The 17847-nt window shown below is 60.9% G+C and carries 19 protein-coding genes; 5 read left to right on the top strand and 14 right to left on the bottom strand.

The annotated features are described in order from the left end of the window. Nucleotides 1-118 precede the first annotated feature (118 nt). The 9 genes from BW940_RS16410 to BW940_RS16370 form a co-directional block, all read right to left on the bottom strand. Nucleotides 119-2185, bottom strand: a complete 2067-nt coding sequence (locus BW940_RS16410; protein WP_076610299.1) for a DEAD/DEAH box helicase — start codon at nucleotides 2183-2185, stop codon at nucleotides 119-121. Between the two features lie 69 nt (nucleotides 2186-2254). Beyond that, nucleotides 2255-2908 carry a class I SAM-dependent methyltransferase gene (locus BW940_RS16405; RefSeq protein WP_076610298.1) on the bottom strand — a complete coding sequence of 218 codons (654 nt, stop codon included), beginning with the start codon at nucleotides 2906-2908 and terminating at the stop codon, nucleotides 2255-2257. 239 nt (nucleotides 2909-3147) lie between these two features. Next, nucleotides 3148-4257 (bottom strand): ABC transporter substrate-binding protein, encoded by a 1110-nt coding sequence (locus tag BW940_RS16400; protein ID WP_076610297.1) that lies wholly within the window; start codon nucleotides 4255-4257, stop codon nucleotides 3148-3150. Between the two features lie 50 nt (nucleotides 4258-4307). Continuing rightward, nucleotides 4308-5174 (bottom strand): ABC transporter ATP-binding protein, encoded by an 867-nt coding sequence (locus BW940_RS16395; protein ID WP_076610296.1) that lies wholly within the window; start codon nucleotides 5172-5174, stop codon nucleotides 4308-4310. Continuing rightward, nucleotides 5174-6283, bottom strand: coding sequence for a FecCD family ABC transporter permease (locus BW940_RS16390; RefSeq protein ID WP_076610295.1), 1110 nt, complete (start codon nucleotides 6281-6283; stop codon nucleotides 5174-5176). Before BW940_RS16390 ends, BW940_RS16395 begins: the two co-directional genes overlap by 1 nt. A gap of 131 nt (nucleotides 6284-6414) precedes the next feature. Continuing rightward, the gene (locus tag BW940_RS16385) at nucleotides 6415-6840 is read right to left on the bottom strand and encodes a cupin domain-containing protein (protein ID WP_076610294.1); all 426 of its coding nucleotides are present in this window, start codon (nucleotides 6838-6840) and stop codon (nucleotides 6415-6417) included. Nucleotides 6841-6954: 114 nt separating this feature from the next. Beyond that, nucleotides 6955-7149: a cold-shock protein gene (locus BW940_RS16380; RefSeq protein WP_005554588.1), complete on the bottom strand. Its 195-nt coding sequence runs from the start codon at nucleotides 7147-7149 to the stop codon at nucleotides 6955-6957. A 110-nt stretch (nucleotides 7150-7259) separates the two neighbouring features. After that, on the bottom strand, nucleotides 7260-7478 hold the full coding sequence (locus BW940_RS16375; protein WP_076610293.1) for a hypothetical protein: 219 nt from the start codon (nucleotides 7476-7478) through the stop codon (nucleotides 7260-7262). Nucleotides 7479-7668: 190 nt separating this feature from the next. After that, a complete protein-coding gene (locus BW940_RS16370; RefSeq protein WP_076610292.1) occupies nucleotides 7669-8370 on the bottom strand; it encodes a carbonic anhydrase in 702 nt (233 codons plus the stop codon). Nucleotides 8371-8516: 146 nt separating this feature from the next. On the opposite strand from BW940_RS16370, the gene BW940_RS16365 reads away from it, so the two are divergent. Further along, nucleotides 8517-9533 carry an NADP-dependent oxidoreductase gene (locus tag BW940_RS16365; protein ID WP_076610291.1) on the top strand — a complete coding sequence of 339 codons (1017 nt, stop codon included), beginning with the start codon at nucleotides 8517-8519 and terminating at the stop codon, nucleotides 9531-9533. 56 nt (nucleotides 9534-9589) lie between these two features. Here BW940_RS16365 and BW940_RS16360 read toward each other — a convergent pair whose 3' ends face one another. The 3 genes from BW940_RS16360 to BW940_RS16350 form a co-directional block, all read right to left on the bottom strand. Beyond that, on the bottom strand, nucleotides 9590-10387 hold the full coding sequence (locus BW940_RS16360) for an ABC transporter permease (RefSeq protein WP_076610290.1): 798 nt from the start codon (nucleotides 10385-10387) through the stop codon (nucleotides 9590-9592). Continuing rightward, nucleotides 10387-11391, bottom strand: coding sequence for an ABC transporter ATP-binding protein (locus BW940_RS16355; protein WP_076610289.1), 1005 nt, complete (start codon nucleotides 11389-11391; stop codon nucleotides 10387-10389). The genes BW940_RS16360 and BW940_RS16355 overlap by 1 nt, the downstream gene beginning before the upstream one ends. 91 nt (nucleotides 11392-11482) lie before the next feature. Continuing rightward, nucleotides 11483-12712: a site-2 protease family protein gene (locus BW940_RS16350; protein ID WP_076610288.1), complete on the bottom strand. Its 1230-nt coding sequence runs from the start codon at nucleotides 12710-12712 to the stop codon at nucleotides 11483-11485. A 515-nt stretch (nucleotides 12713-13227) separates the two neighbouring features. Here BW940_RS16350 and BW940_RS16345 point away from each other — a divergent pair. From BW940_RS16345 to BW940_RS16335, 3 genes are all read left to right on the top strand, one after another. Next, entirely contained in the window at nucleotides 13228-13458 is a 231-nt protein-coding gene (locus tag BW940_RS16345) for a MarR family transcriptional regulator (RefSeq protein WP_076610287.1), read from the top strand. A gap of 358 nt (nucleotides 13459-13816) precedes the next feature. After that, nucleotides 13817-14347: a 50S ribosomal protein L16 gene (locus BW940_RS16340; protein ID WP_076610286.1), complete on the top strand. Its 531-nt coding sequence runs from the start codon at nucleotides 13817-13819 to the stop codon at nucleotides 14345-14347. 128 nt (nucleotides 14348-14475) lie between these two features. After that, nucleotides 14476-15345, top strand: a complete 870-nt coding sequence (locus BW940_RS16335; protein WP_076610285.1) for an ATP-grasp domain-containing protein — start codon at nucleotides 14476-14478, stop codon at nucleotides 15343-15345. Between the two features lie 6 nt (nucleotides 15346-15351). On the opposite strand, the gene BW940_RS16330 is transcribed toward BW940_RS16335, so the two are convergent. After that, on the bottom strand, nucleotides 15352-16131 hold the full coding sequence (locus BW940_RS16330; RefSeq protein ID WP_076610284.1) for an SDR family oxidoreductase: 780 nt from the start codon (nucleotides 16129-16131) through the stop codon (nucleotides 15352-15354). Nucleotides 16132-16288: 157 nt separating this feature from the next. Between BW940_RS16330 and BW940_RS16325 the strand changes: the two genes are divergently transcribed. Further along, nucleotides 16289-17161, top strand: a complete 873-nt coding sequence (locus BW940_RS16325; protein ID WP_076610283.1) for a hypothetical protein — start codon at nucleotides 16289-16291, stop codon at nucleotides 17159-17161. Nucleotides 17162-17254: 93 nt separating this feature from the next. Here the strand turns inward: BW940_RS16325 and BW940_RS16320 are convergent, their stop codons facing one another. After that, on the bottom strand, nucleotides 17255-17656 hold the full coding sequence (locus tag BW940_RS16320) for an Hsp20/alpha crystallin family protein (RefSeq protein ID WP_076610282.1): 402 nt from the start codon (nucleotides 17654-17656) through the stop codon (nucleotides 17255-17257). Nucleotides 17657-17847: the final 191 nt, after the last annotated feature.

Below are 17847 nucleotides of genomic sequence, written 5' to 3'. Positions count from 1 at the left end.
GCGGTCGATAGTACCAACAGAGGCGACTGTGTACTGACGGTCAGTGGTCAGCTTCGTTCCGAAAACTCGAACTCGCGTCCACGTTTCTCGAGCAGGGCAGTGTGACGGCCTCGAGCGATTACAGATCCGCGTCGCGAAGCTCGATATCCGCGATGAGTTCGTAGGGATGGGCGTCCTTTCGGATCCCATCGACGAGGGTGAACGCTTCGCTGGGTTCTAAGAAGTGTTCAGTTATCACCCGCCCCAGCGGTGTCGGTTCGAAGCCGTCGATGAAGTCGTACTGCAGGAGTTTCCCGATGGCGTGTTTCGTCGGCACGTCGCCGAGCATCCGGTCGTTGAGCCTCTTTGCGGCCTTGCCACCGACGGTGATGTTCGCCAGCGTTTCCTCGATTGCGGCGGCCTCGTCGTAGTGGGTCATCACCGACTCCATGTCACCTTTCAGGAGTTTGAACGCGACCTCGTCCTCGCTCATCTCCATGGAGTTGTGGTAGGCACAGTCGGGTTCGACGAGGACGTACACGGTCCCCTTGTCATGGTAGTCGGGGCGACCCGCACGGCCGAGCATCTGGTGGAACTCCTGGACCGAAAGCCACTCGATGCCCATCGCCAGCGAGTCGAAAATAACCTGCGAAGCCGGGAAGTCGACTCCCGCTGCGAGCGCGGCGGTCGTCACGACCGCGGAAAGTTCTTGCTCGCCGAACTTGCGCTCGACCTCCTTGCGGCGCTTGTAATCGAGGCCAGCGTGATACGGCGCGGCGGAGTACTCGAGTTTCCGGCTGATCTCGTGACAGCGTCGCCGTGAGTTGGTAAAGATGATTGTCTGGCCGCGATAGCCTTTCGAGGACTCCGTATCGAACTCGCGTCTGACGAGTTTGTTCTCGATCCGGACTTTCTCTTGCCCGTCGGCGAACGTCACGTGGCGTTCGATCGGCACTGGGCGCTCCTCGAACTCGATGAGCGTCGACTCGAGGGCCGCCCCGAGCTGCTCGGGGTTGCCGACAGTCGCCGAAAGATAGACCCACTGTGCGCCGCCGTACTCGTCGCGGCGCGTCGCGCGTTGTTCGCAGGTGTACTTGAGCCGCGAGATGAGCCCGTCGAGCCGGTGGCCGCGGTCGTCTTCTTTGAGCGTGTGGACTTCGTCGATGACGACGGTCCCGATATCGCCCATGTCCTTGCCGGTCCGCAGGGCGTGGTCGATCCCTTCGTAGGTGCCGACGATCACGTCGGCGTTGGGATCGAACTGGTTGCCGTTGTCGCTAATTCGGCTCGCGCCCACGCGAATGGAGACGTCGACGAGATGGCCGTACTCGTCCTGAAAGTCCTCGTATTTCTGGTTTGCGAGTGCGACGAGGGGCACGAGAAAGAGCATTTTCCCCTTCCCGTTTAGGACGCGGTTGAGCCCGGTCATCTCGCCGACGAGGGTCTTCCCGGTCGCCGTCGCCGACACCACGAGCTGGTCCTCACCGTCGAACAGGCCGTTCTCGACTGCGAGACTCTGGACCGGGAGGAGAGTCTCGAAGCGGTCCTCGAGCAGCCCCTGCAAGCCGGGATGGAGGTTCAGCGAGTCCACACGCACGGGATCGACCTCGTCGGTCGTCGCCGAGATGGTATCGAACTTCGTCAGATCGGGATCGAGCTGGCCTTTCAACAGGTTGACGATCCGCTCTAAATCCTGGACCTCGAGCATGAGCTCCTCGAGGCGGTCTTTGGCCGCGCCGGTGACCGCGCCGCCGCCGGAATACGACAGTTGGCGCTCGAGTTCCTGCCGTGCACAGTCCTGGCAGATCCAGTCGTTGTCGTCTTTGACGGCTGTTTCGGTGGTGATCGGCGAGTACCGACCCGCAGAGGCACAGTACCGACAGGTCCGGACGGCCTTGGCCTTGTCCTCGAGTTGGTACCCGCTGAGCATCTCCATGAGTTCCTGGCGACCCTGTCGCGAGGTCTGCTCCGAAATTCGAATCCGCTTGGCTCGACGGGCGAGTTCGATGAACTCGTCGGGCTGGCGGGGCTCTTCGCTTGAGCCGTCTTTGAGCCGGAACTTCGCGGGACGGGGACCAGCCGACGTTTCCGACAGTCCGAGCTTTGCCCGGAACAGCCGCTGTCCGTCGCGCTCGACCACCACGAGATAATCGTCACCGATCTCGTGACAAAAGATCGTTTCGACCTGCTGGACCTGCTTCGACACTGGATAGTCATAGTCGGTCGTCGTACTTGAGCGGTTCGAAACGTCGAACAGCGCGGATCGCGATGAGAGTCAGTGCGCCCCGGACTCGGCTTTCCGTGCTGTCGTAGCGAGCACGAGATCGGGGCCCCAGACGGGCCCGGTCACCTCGTGGGTGGGGTCGGTCCAGCCGGCCGACCGAACGAGTGTCGTCCCCTCTTCGCGGTCGTACCGGAAAAACAGCGCCTCGGCGATGCCGTCCTGCGCGTTTTGAATCGGGTTCCACCACGACGGCGATCGGCGATTGAACCCGAGCAGCAGTAGCTCGCCGCCCGGTTTCGTGACCCGGTGGGCCTCCCGGAGCGCCTCGACAGGATCGGACCAGTAGAGGATCGAACCGATCGAGACCACACAGTCGAACGTCTCGTCCGCGTACGGGAGCGCACAGGCATCCCCGCGAACGAATCGGGCGTCCTCGAGGTGCGTTTTATTTACAGCGGTCTCGAGCTGTGGCCGACTCAGATCGAGGCCGTGGACTGTTGACGCGTCCGTATTCAACTGGGCGATCGTCTCGCCGGTCCCACAGCCGATGTCGAGCACTCGATCCGCCGACGCGAGCTCGAGTCGGTCGATCGCTGCCTGCTGGAGCGAGGCCGGCCAGAACAGCGACGGCACGACGGCGTCGTAGCCCGGTGCGAGGAGATTGAACCAGCGTCGGGTTGCCTCGGTATCCTGTAGCGCGCCCATATCGGACAGTCAACATGGGGTGGCATAACGCTTGGCCGGGCGAGTGCTCGGCTGTGGGTCGTCGCCAACAACTGAGCGGGATGCACAGGGTATTCGAGAACGGCTATGGAGGAGAGGACACACACTCGAGTCAGAAGCAATGATACGGACTGCTGTCGTCAATTCCCGCCGATCACCGACCCCGTCTCTGGTAATCGGCGGGAACTCGGTACAGCAGACCGTATGAGAGATCAGATCGTCTATAACGATCCGTTGACGATGTCGCTGACTGCCTGTGGATCGTACAGCTGTTCGTCGACGCCGTAGACCTGCTCGGCCGCGCGCTGGGTGACGACGAGGTTCGTGATCGGGCCCTGATAGAGCGGGCCACCGCGGTAAACGTCGCCGTTTTCGACGGCCGTCAGCTGGCTGCCGGCGTTGTCCGCGTCCATGTTCGCGACGACGCTGTCCTGGAACTCCTGGGCGCTCTTCGCTTCCTGCCCGCGACACAGGATGACGTCGGGATCGATCTCGAGCAGCGTCTCGTAGTCGATCTGCCCGCCGCCGCTGTGGAAGTCATCGACATTGGTCTCGGCGAGCGCGTCGGTGACGCCGAGGTCGCGCCACTGTTTGAAACTCGTCCCCTCGTCGATGAGGTACGGAAGGAACGTACCGTCACCGTTGGGCCACATGATGGCAACCGACGGCCGTTTGTCTTCGGCTGACACGACATCCTCGAGCGTCGACTGGAACTCATCGTTGAGGGTCTTGAACGCCTCGTAGCGGTCTTCTTCCTGGAACACTTGCGATAGCTTCTCGAAGGCCTCGTACAGCGTGAGGTACTCGTAGTCCTCGTGCCACGGATAGCCTCGCGAGAAGATGCTGTTACCGAAGAAGGGGGCGATCTGCTCGACGTTCTCGATGTCCTCTTCGTCCCAGCCTTCGAATCGGTTCTGCAGGAAGTTGGGGTCGATGACGTGGACATCTGCCTGATACTCGTAGAACTTCTCCTTATCGACGCCGTCGCTGTATAAGGCGTCGATCTCGTCGATGTCGACGCTGACGTCGGGAATTTGGTCGTAGTAGTGAGTGTGGTACCGCGAGGGCATCCAGACGGCCTCCGGCGGCTGCTGACCTAGCGCAATCCCCATGTCGGCCCAGCTACCGTTGTTGGCCACCCACGTCTCCGGCACGCTATCGAACTCGACGTCACCGACCGGCTGCATCGAAATCGTTCCAGCAGCGTCATTCGACGCATCCCCGTCGTCACTTCCGCCATCGTCGAGACAGCCGGCCATCGCACTGCCGACGGCGGCTACCCCACCCATTCGAAGGACGTTCCGTCTCGTCCAGCACCGTTGGTCGTTCATCGATTTTTAGGCTGGCCTAAAAGTATAAAAACGTTCCGAAAAGCAGCACTTCAGTTCCGATTCGGAAGCGCTCGTTTGGGTAGCACCTGTAACTCGGGTTCGCATCTGACGGTGGCCTCGACGCCGAAGACGTCCGCAAGCAGCGTTTCGGTTACCACCTCCTCGGGCGGGCCCCAGTCGTACAGTTCGCCGTCACACATCGCGATCAGGTAGTCCGCAAAGCGGGCCGCCTGCGAGATGTCATGGAGAATGACGGCGACGGTGACGCCTTTTTCCTCGTTGAGTTGGCGAATCGTCTCGAGGACGCGAAACTGGTGGTGGACGTCAAGAAACGTCGTCGGCTCGTCGAGCAACAGGACGTCTGTCTCCTGTGCTAGTACCATGGCGATCCAGGCCAGTTGTTTCTGGCCGCCGCTTAGCTGTCCGAGTTCGGCGCTCCGAATGTGTTCGATACCGGCCAACTCGATCGCGCGTTCGACCGCTTCGTGGTCCTCGTCACTGACTCCGTCAAAAAAGCCCCGATGCGGATAGCGTCCGTGGTAGACGAGGTCTTCGACGGTGATCGAGCCGAGCGAGTCGTTTTCCTGCGAGAGGACGCCCAGCTCGCGTGCCAGCTCCTTTTGGCTGAACGACTCGAGGTCCTCGTCGTGGATCCGAACTGTTCCCGCTTCCGGCTCGAGGTGGTTCGAGAGCGCCTTCAGAAGCGTCGACTTCCCGCTGCCGTTCGGGCCGACGAGGGCGGTGACCGCACCCTCGGGAACGTCGAGGCGAGCACAGTCGACGATCGTCTCCTCGCTCGTCGGATAGCTGAGTTCGAGGTCGTCGCCGACGAGGGCGCTTTCGACGGCGACACCGTCTTCGTCGGTGATGCGTTTCTGTTCCCGTTCGCGGTCCATCTCCTGTCGTGTGTGGTCCATTATAGCTCACCCATCGATTGCTGTTTCCGCATCAGATACAGGAAGTACGGGCCCCCGATCAGCCCGGTCACGACGCCGACGGGCATCTGGATGCCGTCCAGTGCGAGACGTGCGCCGACGTCGGCGGTGACCATCAGTGCCGGGCCGGCGAACAGACAGCCGACCATCAGCCGCCGATAATCCCCGCCGACAGTGTTCCGAACGATGTGGGGAACGACGAGGCCGAAGAAGCTCACGACCCCCGCAATGGCGATCGCGACGCTCGCGGCCAAGATCGCGACGGCCGAGAGGAAAAAGCGGACCCGTTCGACGCGCATCCCGAGCGATTGGGCGGTTCGCTCGCCTAGCATGAGGACGTTCAGCTGTCTCGAGCCGGCGAGCGCGATCGCGACCGCGACGATCGCCGGCAGGAGCGCGATCCTGACCTCCCCCCAGCCGGTTCCCGTGAGCGAGCCCGTAAGCCAGGCGATCGCCGTCTGGACGACACCCAGATCGTCCGCGAAAAAGAACAGTCCCTGCTGAAGCGACTGGAAGACCATGTTGACAATGACGCCCGCGAGCACGAGTCGAACGGGATTGGTCCCTCCCTTCCAGGCGATCGTGTAGACGACTGCGAACGCGAACGTCCCACCGAGGGCAGCGATCAGTGGTAGAAACGGTGAGAGGCCGCTGAAGACGACGAGTGTTGCCAGAACGGCGAACCCAGCGCCTGAGCTGACGCCGAGTACGAACGGACTCGCCAGTTCGTTGCGCGTCACGGCTTGAAAGATCGCACCGGAGACCGCAAGCGTCGCGCCAGCGATAATGCCGACGAACACCCGTGGGAGCCGGAGGGTCCAGACAACGACACTTCCGGTGTCCATCTCCGGCAGGTCGGTACCGAACAGGAACGCCGACCACGCGTCGAGATCGAAGACGACATCGGGGTTAAAAACCGCCCTCCAGGCCTCGCCGAACGTCATCGAGTACTCCCCGAAACTCACCTGTATCAGTCCGGCAACGATCGTAACGACCGTACTCGCCAAACAAAACACGATGAGCGTTCCCGTCACCCACCCATCCCGCTGTCGGGTAGGCGCGTGTTCACCCATCGACTTCGCTTCTCGCATTACATTTAGGTGCACCTAAAAGGTGTTTAGTAGTTGTGGTTCGAGACGAGTGCTCGCCGACGGTCGTCCCGTCCGAGTCCTCTCGCATTCGAGGCCGGCGACGTGTGCCGACGACCACCACGCGGGCGTCGTTACTCGAGCAGTTCGATCTCGTCGTCGCCGTTGGGAACAGCACAGAGGAACGCGCCGTCTCGATCCCCGTCGTTGCGATACCAGTGGACGGTTCCGGCGGGAATATACAGCGAGTCACCCGCTTCGACCGTATACTCCTCGTCACCGTCGACGGCGTTGCCGTCTGCTCGATGTGCCTTTGGCACATCGCCGATACCGACCGTGTACTCGCCCTCGAGGACGTACTGCTCGTGTTCGACCTCGTTGGTGTGTTCTGGCACCGTCGCGCCGGCCTCGAGGACGAACCGCCGGATCGCGAACGTCGGCGCGCCGTCGCTCTCGTCGATCAGAACGCCTTTCTCGAGGCCATCAGCGGCGTCGACAGACTCGTACTCGATCTCGTCGCCACGTCGGAGCACGTGGGAGCCGTCGTCAGTGGTGTGCATGTCTATCCGTGGACGGTGGAGATACTAAACGTTCGGTGGACCTCAACAACGGAGCGCTGTCGCTCACCGGTGTAAAATACTGCAATCAAGTGCCGATACTACCGCGAATTCGCCTTACAGGCGCTCGACGTTCGTCGCGCGCGGGCCCTTGGGGGCCTGCTCGATATCGAACTCAAGCTCCTGTCCTTCCTCAAGGTCCGGGCCGCCGATGTCTTCCATGTGGAAGAACACGTCGTCGTCCGCGTCCTCAGTCTCGATGAATCCGTAGCCGCCAGTGTCGTTGAAGAAATCAACGGTTCCTTTCGCCATTGCTTTTGGATAGAGTGGCCGTATATGCATAAAGCCTGCGACTCGCCGCAAGTGCCGATATCGGGCGCTATTGGGGTTTCAGGGACTATATCGGCGATTTTGGAGAGCGGTCATGGCCCGTCTCGTTCCTCGAGGCGATGGACCGCCATCGAGACGAAATACACCAGCATAAACACCAGAAAGCCGACGATGAGGCCACCCAGTTCGGCTGCACCGATGCCGGCAGGACTGACCACTGCTAGCGCCGCCAGCGCCACGAGAAACACACCAATCGTAAAGAGGCCAATAACGTAATAAAATCCCGTATCGGACTCGAGGAACGCTCGCATAGCCAACCGTTTTACTGCGAGCGGCAAAACGCTACCGACACAGGTGCTCTCGACTGCGTTTCGAGGTCTCGAACGTCGAGACTGAAACCGACGCCTTTGGCGTCGCTCTCATACGGACTGCTGTCGTCAATTACCGCCGATCACCAGAGACGGGTCGGTGATCGGCGGTAACTCGGTACAGCAGACCGTATCAGTGGAGGAGGCTGTCCGTCACCGCTTCGTACTCCTCGGGAAGCTCCGCTGCGATCGCTTCAGGATCCGTCTCGCCGTTGATATTCACCAGATACGTCCGGCCGGGTTCGTCACCGTAGATCCCCTGAAAATCGTAGACGAAGCCGTAGACGTCGACCTCGTCAGGGACGTCGTCGGCCGCACGAAGGAACCGTGTCTGATAGTCGACGTTGTACTCGACGAGCTGGTTGATGACCGTCTCGTCGTTGGCATCGGCGTCGATCAGGTCGCTCTCGAGGCCCTCTTCGATCACCGGAACGAGCTGTTCGACCCACTTGTCGACGCCCCGCGGGCCGGGGAGTTCGCCGTCGGTTGCGGCGTTGTAGGCTGCGGTGACGGCACCACAGCCGGTGTGACCGACGACGGCTGCGACCGTGGTTCCGGTGTGTGCGATCGGATACAGCAGTCCGCCGTCGACGATCTGCTCGCCGTCGTCCTCGTCCCAGACCTGATTACCGATATTGCTGGGGGTAAAGACCGTTCCCGGATCGTCTACACCCCACATTCGTTCCTGTGGGACACGGGAGTCCGAACAGCAGACGGAGACGACGTCGGGGTGTTGGCCGTCCTGTACCGCCGCAAAGTAGTCGTCTGGGAGTCCCGCTACGTGGCGCTCGTTTCCTGCGAGTAACGCGTCTAGTACGTCGTGATCTGCGCCCATACGAACGACATGGTGGATGGCCGTCAAAACGGTTGCTCTTTGTGCACGTGTCACGGCGTCGTTTAGACCCTGCCTAGATGCTGAACTCGAAGAGAATCCGGTTCCGGGAGCCGAATATTCACGTTCCCGAGCATCCATGCGTGCGTATGGCAACGACCAGACAGTGGCGACTTGCGAGCCGTCCAGTCGGCGAACCGACCCAAGCAAACTTCGACCTCGTGACCGTCGACCGTCCCGTCCCTGGGCCAAACGAGGTCCTCGTTCGCACGCTGTATCAGTCAGTTGATCCCTACATGCGCGGCCGGATGCGCGACGCGGAGTCGTACGCTGAGCCCTGGGACGTCGGCGAGCCGATGCGGGCCGGCGTCGTCGGCGAAGTCATAGAGTCCAACGCTGCCGCGTTCTCGGCCGGCGATATCGTCACGGGAGACCTCCTGTGGGCGGAACACGCTGTCGCGGACGCGGACGAACTCCGGCAGGTACACCCGGAGCACGGCCCGATCTCGACAGCCCTCGGTGTCCTCGGCATGCCCGGCGTCACGGCCTACTTCGGACTGCTCGACGTCGCCGAGCCGACACCCGGCGATACGGTCGTCGTCTCCGCCGCGGCCGGTGCAGTCGGCTCCGTCGTCGGCCAACTCGCACAACTCAGTGGCGCGCGCGTGGTCGGCACGGCCGGCAGCGAGGCGAAAGTCGCGTGGCTCACCGACGACCTCGGCTTCGACGCCGCGATCAACTACAAGACAACCGACGACCTCTCGAGTGCGGTCGACGACGCCTGTCCGGACGGAATCGACGTCTACTTCGACAATGTCGGTGGCCCCATCACGGACGCCGTCTGGCCCCGGCTGAACATCCGTGCCCGCGTCGCCGTCTGCGGGCAGATCGCCCTCTACAACGAGACCGACGTCCCGACCGGACCGCGAAAGCTCGGCAAACTCATCGAGAGTCGCGCCCGCGTCGAGGGATTCCTCGTCAGCGACTACGAGGGGCGCTGGGGCGAGGCGCTCGAGCGTCTCTCGGGGTTCATCCGAGACGGTGACCTCCAGTACCGCGAAAACGTCGTCGAGGGATTCGAGAACGCCCCCGACGCGTTCCTGGGGCTGTTCGAGGGCGAGAACATCGGGAAACAGCTCGTCAAAGTCGCAGAGTACGAGTCGTAGCGTCGTTCGAGATCGGTTCGGCTTCGAACCGGTATCGAGAGCTCGAGCAGCGTCGCTTAGTCCGTCAGCCCGTAACCGATTTTGAACAGGTAGACGTCGAGTGCGATGACGGCTCCGGTGAGCGCGATCAGCACGCCGAGTGAGGCGTACGGTGCGAACTCGGCGTAGGCTTCCGGCGCGACCTCGAGCATGTCCGAATACCCCAGCAAGCCGTATCGGACGCTATCGACCATGTAGACCATCGGATTCAACAGCGAGACGTACTGCCAGGTCGCGGGGAGCATGGTCAGCGAGTAAAAGACCGCGCCAAAGAAGACCAGCGGCCGGAGGATGAACTGGTTCATCACGGTGAGGTCGTCAAAGTCTCTCGCGACCAGTCCGCCAATGATCCCCAGGCCAGCAAAGAGTGACGCGATGACGACCATCGTCGCGACGAGGAATAGGCCGTGCTCGATCGAAATCGGGACGAACAGGCGGCCGATGATGGCGATGATGGTGCCGACGATCAGTCCGCGGACCGCACTGGCACCGATGTAGGCGACGACCATCTCGGCATAGGAGAGCGGCGAGGTCAGCGTCTCGTGGATGTACTCGTTCCATCGGCCATGGAAGATCGAGAACGAGGCGTTCTCGAAGGCGTTCGAGATGGTTCCGAGTACGATGAGTCCCGGGATGAGAAAGAGGATGTACCCGATCCCCGCAACCGGTTCGTCGATCCGGCCGCCCAGAATAACCCCGAAGACGGCGAAGTAGAGCACGTTCGTGATCGCCGGCGGCATGAACGTGTTCTTCGGCCGACGGATAAATCGGAGCAGTTCACGCCGGAACAGCGCCCGGAAGCCGACAGAGAACATCAGGCGACCCCCTCCTGTTCTCGCTTGGCGTCGCGTTCGCTCGTTTCCTCGTCGGTTTCGGTTGTGGCCGACGAACGAGTCACCGTCCGATCCTCGCTTCTCGTCAGATCGACGAAGATCTCCTCGAGCGAGGTCCGGGAGATCTCGAGGTCGGTGATCTCGTAGCCCATCGCCTCGAGGTCATTAAGCAGGCGGGGCGCAATCGAGCCGCCGTCGTCGACGCGCACCTTGAGGTGGTCCCCGGAGACCCTCGTGTCATGTGCGTAGGCCTTGAGATCGGGTGCAACGGCTGGTGTGGACTCGAGTTGTACCGAGATCGTATCCGTACCGCGGGTCTTCAGTTCGTCAGGCGTCGCGACGGTTACCTTTCGGCCCTCATTCATGATCGCGACCCGATCACAGAGGCGTTCGGCCTCTTCGATGTAGTGGGTCGTCAGGAGGATCGTCGTCCCCTCCTCGTTGAGTTCGGTAACGAGCTCCCAGAGATCGTGTCGAAGTTGGACGTCGACGCCCGCCGTCGGCTCGTCGAGGATCAGCAGATCGGGTTCGGTCACGAGCGCTCGCGCGAGTAGCAATCTGCGTTTCATCCCGCCAGAGAGCCAGTCGAAGCGTTCGTTTCGCTTATCGTAGATGCCGACGCGTTTGAGCACCTCGTCGGCACGCTCCCCGGCCTCGGCTTCCGGGATTCCGTGGTAGCCGGCCTTGTGCATCAGGACTTCCCGAATTGGGAAAAACCGATCGACGTTGAACTCCTGTGGCGCAAGCCCGATCGCATCACGGGCCTGCCGGTAGTCGTCTTCAACGTCGTGGCCGAAGACTCGTGCCTCGCCGCCGGTCTTGCGGACCAGTCCAACCAGCGTGTTGATAAACGTCGTCTTGCCCGCGCCGTTGGGGCCGAGCAAGCCGAAGAACTCACCCTCTTCGACGGTCAGTGAAAGCTCCTGCAGAGCGCGCAAATCGCCGTACTCCTTGACGAGATCGACGGTCTCGATGGCCGGTGGCATCGACGAAGCGTCAGCCCCGACTGCGGTTAAGAATGTTGGTCTCGGTGCTCGAGACGGCCGTTACGGCCCATATTGCCGGTTTATCATTCGTTCAATCCGCGGTTCGTGGTTGGCCAACTGGATTAACCGAGCCGCTTTTTTGGACGATATCGAAGGCAGTCATCACGTCCGACCGCGAGATCAGGCCGACGAGTTCGTCGTCGTCGCGCGGCGGTTCGTCGTGCAAACGGTCGGCGGCACGGTGGTCGCTATCGACGACGAGCAAGCGACCGATACCGTGTTTTTGCATTCGTTCGATCGCGGTCATGGCATCCGAACCCGCCGAGATCGTTTGCAGATCGGTTGTCATCACGTCCTCGACCGTGTAGGCGTCACGCTCGACCGGATCGATCCCGCGAGCATCCGAGAGCGTGACGAGGCCGATGAGCCGTTGGCCTCCGGATATATCCTGTCCGATGACCGGATACCCCGTGTGCCGTTCGGTGAACATCCGCTGGATGAGCGTCGAAATCGGGGTTTCGGGTTCGACAGTGTGGAGATCACCGGCCGGGGTCATAATATCGCCGACAGTAACGTCCTGGAAGGCGGCTTTCATCGTCACCTGCTGGGCCTCACTCGAGGCGGCGATGTAAACGAAGAAGGCGACACCGATGAGAATGATGTTGACCGAAAGCAGGCCAAACAGGCCCATCAGGATTGCAAAGAACTTCCCGATGCCTGCGGCCTGTTGAGTCGCTTTCGCGTACGGCTGCCCGCGAGCGAGCAGTGCGCGAAGGATTCGTCCGCCGTCCATCGGAAACGCCGGGATCATGTTGAAGATCGCGAGTGCGACGTTCAACACGGCGAGATAGCCGAGCACGAACCGTGTCCCGCTGAACGCCTCGGGGGTAATAGAAAAGAGCACATACGACGCGATGCCGACGAGTACGGAGACAATCGGACCGGCAATCGCGATGTTGAACTCCTGTTTCCAGTCTTCGGGCATCTCGGAGAGCGCGGCAATCCCACCGAACAGCCAGAGTGTAATCGAGTCGATCGGGAACCCGTATCGCTGGGCCGTCAGCGAGTGACCGAGTTCGTGGAGCACGACGCCGACGAACAGCCCGATCGCCGCAGTAAGGCCGACGACGTACGGCAGCCACCACTCGGTCGTGAGCGCTCCAGCGTCGATTCCGGCGTTCATGCTCGTGTTGAGGATCTCGACGACAGGACCGATCTGTGCGCCGATGAGATAGGCAAACAGCGGCAACACCAGCAAGAACGTGAGATCCAACTTGATCGGAATCCCGAATAGAGAGCCGATTCGGAAACTCTTCATCATACCATAGTATACCTGCGGGAAGGCCTTAAACACGCTGCCAGTGTGCTATTTCCTCGGCTGTCGAGACCGGTTCTCGCAACTCGAGGCCGACCCGTGCAGCCATCGCCTACACAGATCCTCTCCCAGTCGTTCGTCACACTCGAGCGGAGCCGAAATCGCTGTTGAATCGTGTTCTCCAGCAGATCGACTAACGATGTTAATACACAGTAAACAGAACGTGATATATGGTAATACATACGTTTCATATCATTAATTGATCTGGTAGTCGACGACTTCGCTAGTTCTCCTCGAGGACACACGGGAAGTCCGTCGATCGACACAACGCATAGACCACAGTGATGATTACGGTTTTATCCGCCGTAGCGGGTTTCTAACGATGCTTCGGTGTCGTACCGCCGGAGACAGTTGGCCGTGATATCACACAACAATACATATAATCACATTATTACTCGCTAGTCAATATGCACCCACTGCACCATAGATTTATACAGGAGTTCGTGGTTGGTGTTAGTACAATGATGGAACAGACCCACGCCGACGCCGCGGTCGACGACCTCCCAACCGAAATTAAGTCCCCACAGGGCAAACTCGTCTACCTCTCGATCGATGCGACCGGTGGTGCGACGGCCGACGAGCTCGGCCAACTCCTGTCGATGAAGAAGATCTCGATTCTGAGCGTCCTGAACTCCCTCTCGACGCAAGAGCTAATCGAGAAAGACGGCAGCGAATACGTCCTGCACAACTGAGACGGTCTGTTAGAAGTCATTTCCGGCGCGACCGCCCTGCGGTTGCATCGGTATATCATTACAGCAGACCGTATGAGTCGGAGTCCGTCGCTGTTCTGTCGCCTCCTCGTGCCGTGTCGTCGGTTTCGGGTACTTTCCACCCCACATGGTTCTCTCGTCGCCTACCACCAACGGGTGTCGCTCACCTCGAGTAGCTCGAGATCCTCGCGCACCCGCGCGAAAGTTACCCTCTGTTGCAGAAGCCACAGTTTCGTCCCCATCGGTCGGCTTATACATCCCGTTCGGCCGGTCTTCTCAGCGCGTGCTTCGAAGCCTTTATCCGCACGGTAGGCCTGCGTTTTCGTAAGTAACCACAACCATGTCCGATAAACCCGCCTCAATGTATCGGGAAATCAGTAAGCCGGCCTACACGCGCCGCGAATACATTACTGGCATCCCGGGTTCGAAGATTGCACAGCACAAGATGGGCGACCTCAGCGCCAACGCAGAGGACTACCCCGTCCAGATTAGCCTCATCACCGAAGAAGAAGTTCAGCTCCGTCACGGCAGCCTCGAGGCCTCGCGCCTCTCGGCCAACCGTCACATGCTGAAAAACGCCGGTGAGGGCAACTACAAGATGATTCTCCGGAAGTTCCCCCACCAAGTCATCCGAGAGAACAAGCAGGCGACGGGTGCGGGTGCAGACCGTGTCTCCGACGGGATGCGACAGTCCTTCGGGAAGATCGTTGGCACCGCCGCGCGAATGGGCTCCGGCGAGCGCATCTTTACGATCTGGTGTGACGTCGACGACGCCGAGTTCGCAAAGGACGCGCTCCGCCGTGCCTACAACAAGATCTCGCCGCCGTGCCGAATCGTCGTCGAGAAGGGCGAAGAGCAGCTGATCGCCTAACCGAACCGACCTTTTGTGCTGCGGATGCGATAGCGCCGCATCGTCGATACCAGCTTCGAAAGAGCCGTTCGCTTGTTTCGACTGGCGTCTCGAGCAGCTTTTTATTCACTCACTCCCGACTGCTGTGTATGATCGAGCTTGCGGTCGCGAACGACCAGGAGACGTTCCAGCGGATGCGCGACCCGCTTGCAGAACGGGGAGTCCGTGCCCAGCACGTGCCCGTTAGCGAGCGCGTGGTGGCGCTGGGTGCGGACGCACCGTGGTCGCCCGAGGAGTACGACGTCGGCTATGTCTATCCCGGCCGGCTCATGGAGGGTGGGGTAGCTGATGCCGTCCTCGAGGTGCCGTGGCTCAACGATCTCGAGGCGGTCCTCACCTCGCGAAACAAGGCCGAAGTGCTCGCTCGCCTCGAGCGGGCCGATCTGCCGGTCCCGAAGTCGGTCTACGTCTCGAACGACGTTTCGGAGGCGGAGTTAGCCGACGTCTTCAATCGATTCGACCCACCGGTCGTCGTTAAGCCGAACTCGACGACGCGCGGCGTCGGCGTGGCGAAGGCCCACGATCTCGATTCGTTTTTGGGGATCTGTGACTACCTCTCGCTGGTCCACGACTACCGTGCGACCGGCGACCGCTCGTTTCTCGTCCAGGAGTATCTGCCCGATGCGACCGATTACCGGGTGATGGTTCTCGAGGGAGAGTACGTCGGCGCCGTCGAGCGTCGCCTTCCCGACGACGCGGTCGCGGCGGGCCAGTGGAAACACAACGTCCATCGCGGAGCGACGGCAACCGGTGTCGACCTCCCCGAGCAGTGGCGTGCCCTTGCCGAGTCGGTTGCGACCGAACTCCAGATCTCGTTTCTCGGCGTGGACCTGCTCGAGACCGACGATCGACTGGTCATAAACGAGACGAACGCCCGTCCGACGATCGACGAGGAGACGAAGTACGAGCCGGACTTCTACGATCGGTTAGCGGCGGCGATACGCACTCGGTGTCGGTGAGGAAACCTAGCTCGTGTTCCGCGTGCCACCGTCGACGAGCAGCGACTCGGCCGTGATGTGGCCAGCCATGTCGCTCGCGAGGAACAGCGCCGCGTTGGCGACGTCTTCCGGCTGTGCGAGTTTCTGGAGCGGGATCATCTGTTTGAGTGCCGCCTCCTGTTCGGTGCCGACGATCGGGAAGTCTTCGGTCGTCAGCGCCGTCTCGACCTCTCCGGGGTGGATGGCGTTGACCCGAATACCGTGCGGGCCGAGATCGTCGGCCAGCGAGTAGGTAAGGTTCCGAATCCCGGCTTTTGCGGTGCAGTAGGGGGCGATTTCGCCGTATCCCTGGAGCCCAGCGAGACTCGAGATGTTCACGATCGCTCCACCCTCGCCCTGCTCGATCAGTTTCTCGGCGGCGAGTTTCGAGCCGACGAAGACGCTGTCGAGGTTGATCGCCATCAGGTCGCGGTAGTCTTCGACGGAGATCTCCGTGATCGAACCCATCGGCCCGAACACGCCCGCGTTGTTCACCATGATGCTAAGGCCGCCGAACTCGTCTGCGGCGTCGATCGCTGCCTCGAGTGCGATCTGATCGGTGACGTCACACTCGACGTACGTCGCTTCGGCGTCGGTCTCGTCGGTGATCCGTTCGTGTGTTGGAACACCGCCCTGGCGTGGCTCCTCACGGAGGTCTGCGACGACGACGTCTGCGCCTGCGTCTGCAAACGTCAGTGCAATTGCACGACCGATCCCACTTGCGGCACCTGTAATAACTGCCGTTTCGCCGTCGAGTACAGTGTTCATGGTTGTGCATCAAATACCTTGACTATCAATCTTGCGTTGATATAGATGAATTGGAACTAAAATTGCATTATTTATAGTCATTCTCTCAACAGTTGTCTCATTATTATATTTGATATCCTGGCGTAGATATATTTATACAGGTTTGTTAGCGGTCGGTATGACTCTCGTTCAAGAGAACGTCTATCGTCGAACGGACGCCGGAACTGTTGGTTGGGACGACGAGCTCGATGCCGTCTTGCTCCGATGGCACGGGTTCGCGACCAGCGAGAGTTTCCGGGCGCATATGGAGCTCTGTATCGAGTTGCTCGAGGCCACCGGGGCCAACAAGATGTACGCCGATGCACGCGATCAGGGGGCGATCAGCGAGGAGGACAAACTGTGGTCGATCACTGAGTGGGCGACGCAGGCGGACGAAGCGGGGCTTGATTCTCTCGTCATCGTCTATCCCGAGTCGGTCATCGCGAAGATGTCCGTCGACAGCGTCATGGAACAAGTCGATGACGACATCGAGCGGCTGATCACCGACGACATTACCGAGGGGCGAAACTGGATCGCGAAACGCCCAACGACCGCGACAGATGTCGTGGTGTCGGAACTCGAGGAGCCGAGCCTCGCTGTCGAACCAACTCCCGGCACGGACGAAAAAACCGACACGACAGAGCGAGAAGACGACGATGTGTCGACGGAGCCCGATTCGAATCACGAGTCACCCGCCGAGTCGGATGCGGACGAGGCGACGACGTCATACTCAGAGCCCGAGACGGAAACGGACCCAGCGACGGCAGACGACAGTTCGACAGCGTCGACGACCACGACAGCCGAGGCCTCCCCGGGGACGTCACCGGATCCACCGACTGTGGCAGGGATCGGGGGAATCGTCGGCCTGCTTGGCGTGTCGGTGATGATGTTCGTCAGCGGACAGGTACCAGCACTCGTTCCGAACGCGTTGGCAAACGCGGCGCTGTTGCTGGGCAGTGTCGTTCTGGGCGGAATGGCGCTTGGCTGGCTGGCTGCAAAGATTGTGGTGTAAGCCAACGTACACGACGAGAGCCGCTCGCGTCAATCCGACGGTGTGTTTTCGAGTTGCGCGCTAAAATTGTCTTTCGACCGCGACGCAACGACGTTACTCGAGACTGATATCCGAAGACTGCTCTGCGAGGTCGAAGACGACCTCGAGAACCCCGTTGTTGTAGGTCGCGGATGCGGTGTGTTCGTTGACACGCTGGGGGAGCGAAACGCGTTCGTCGTACTCGCGGTGGTCGCTCGAGGCGGAGATGGTCAGCGTCTTCCCGTCGCACTCGAGTTCGATATTGTCTTTCTCGACACCGGGCAGGTCGGCGATGACGCGGACCGCCTCGTCGGTCTCGTGAATATCGACGTGAGTGTCCATCCCGAAGCCGTTGTCCACATTGCTCGAGGAGTTGAACTCGACGTTGGCGTCGGCACCGTTCATCATTTCGTTCATCATTCGTTCGATCTCACGGAACAGGTCGTCGAAGGGTTCGTCGCGGTCGTCTCGGCGCATGCGAATCCGTAGTGGGCCACACGGCAAAAACTTTCTGTCGCCACTAGTTGTTCGGGGTGGTCGAAATCGAGGTATCGAAGGTCCGACTGGCGTCGTGTGAACTACCCCACCCTGCTCGCGCTAATGCGCTCGCTGAGGGTGGGGCTTCCTGCTTCCATGACGCACTTTGCAGGAACCGTAATAGTTCCCGT

The sequence above is a fragment of the Natronorubrum thiooxidans genome (genome assembly GCF_900156475.1).
In the GTDB taxonomy this organism is placed as follows: domain Archaea; phylum Halobacteriota; class Halobacteria; order Halobacteriales; family Natrialbaceae; genus Natronorubrum; species Natronorubrum thiooxidans.
The sequence above is the reverse complement of the archived record's forward strand: the minus strand, read 5'-3'. Positions and strand labels throughout refer to the sequence as shown.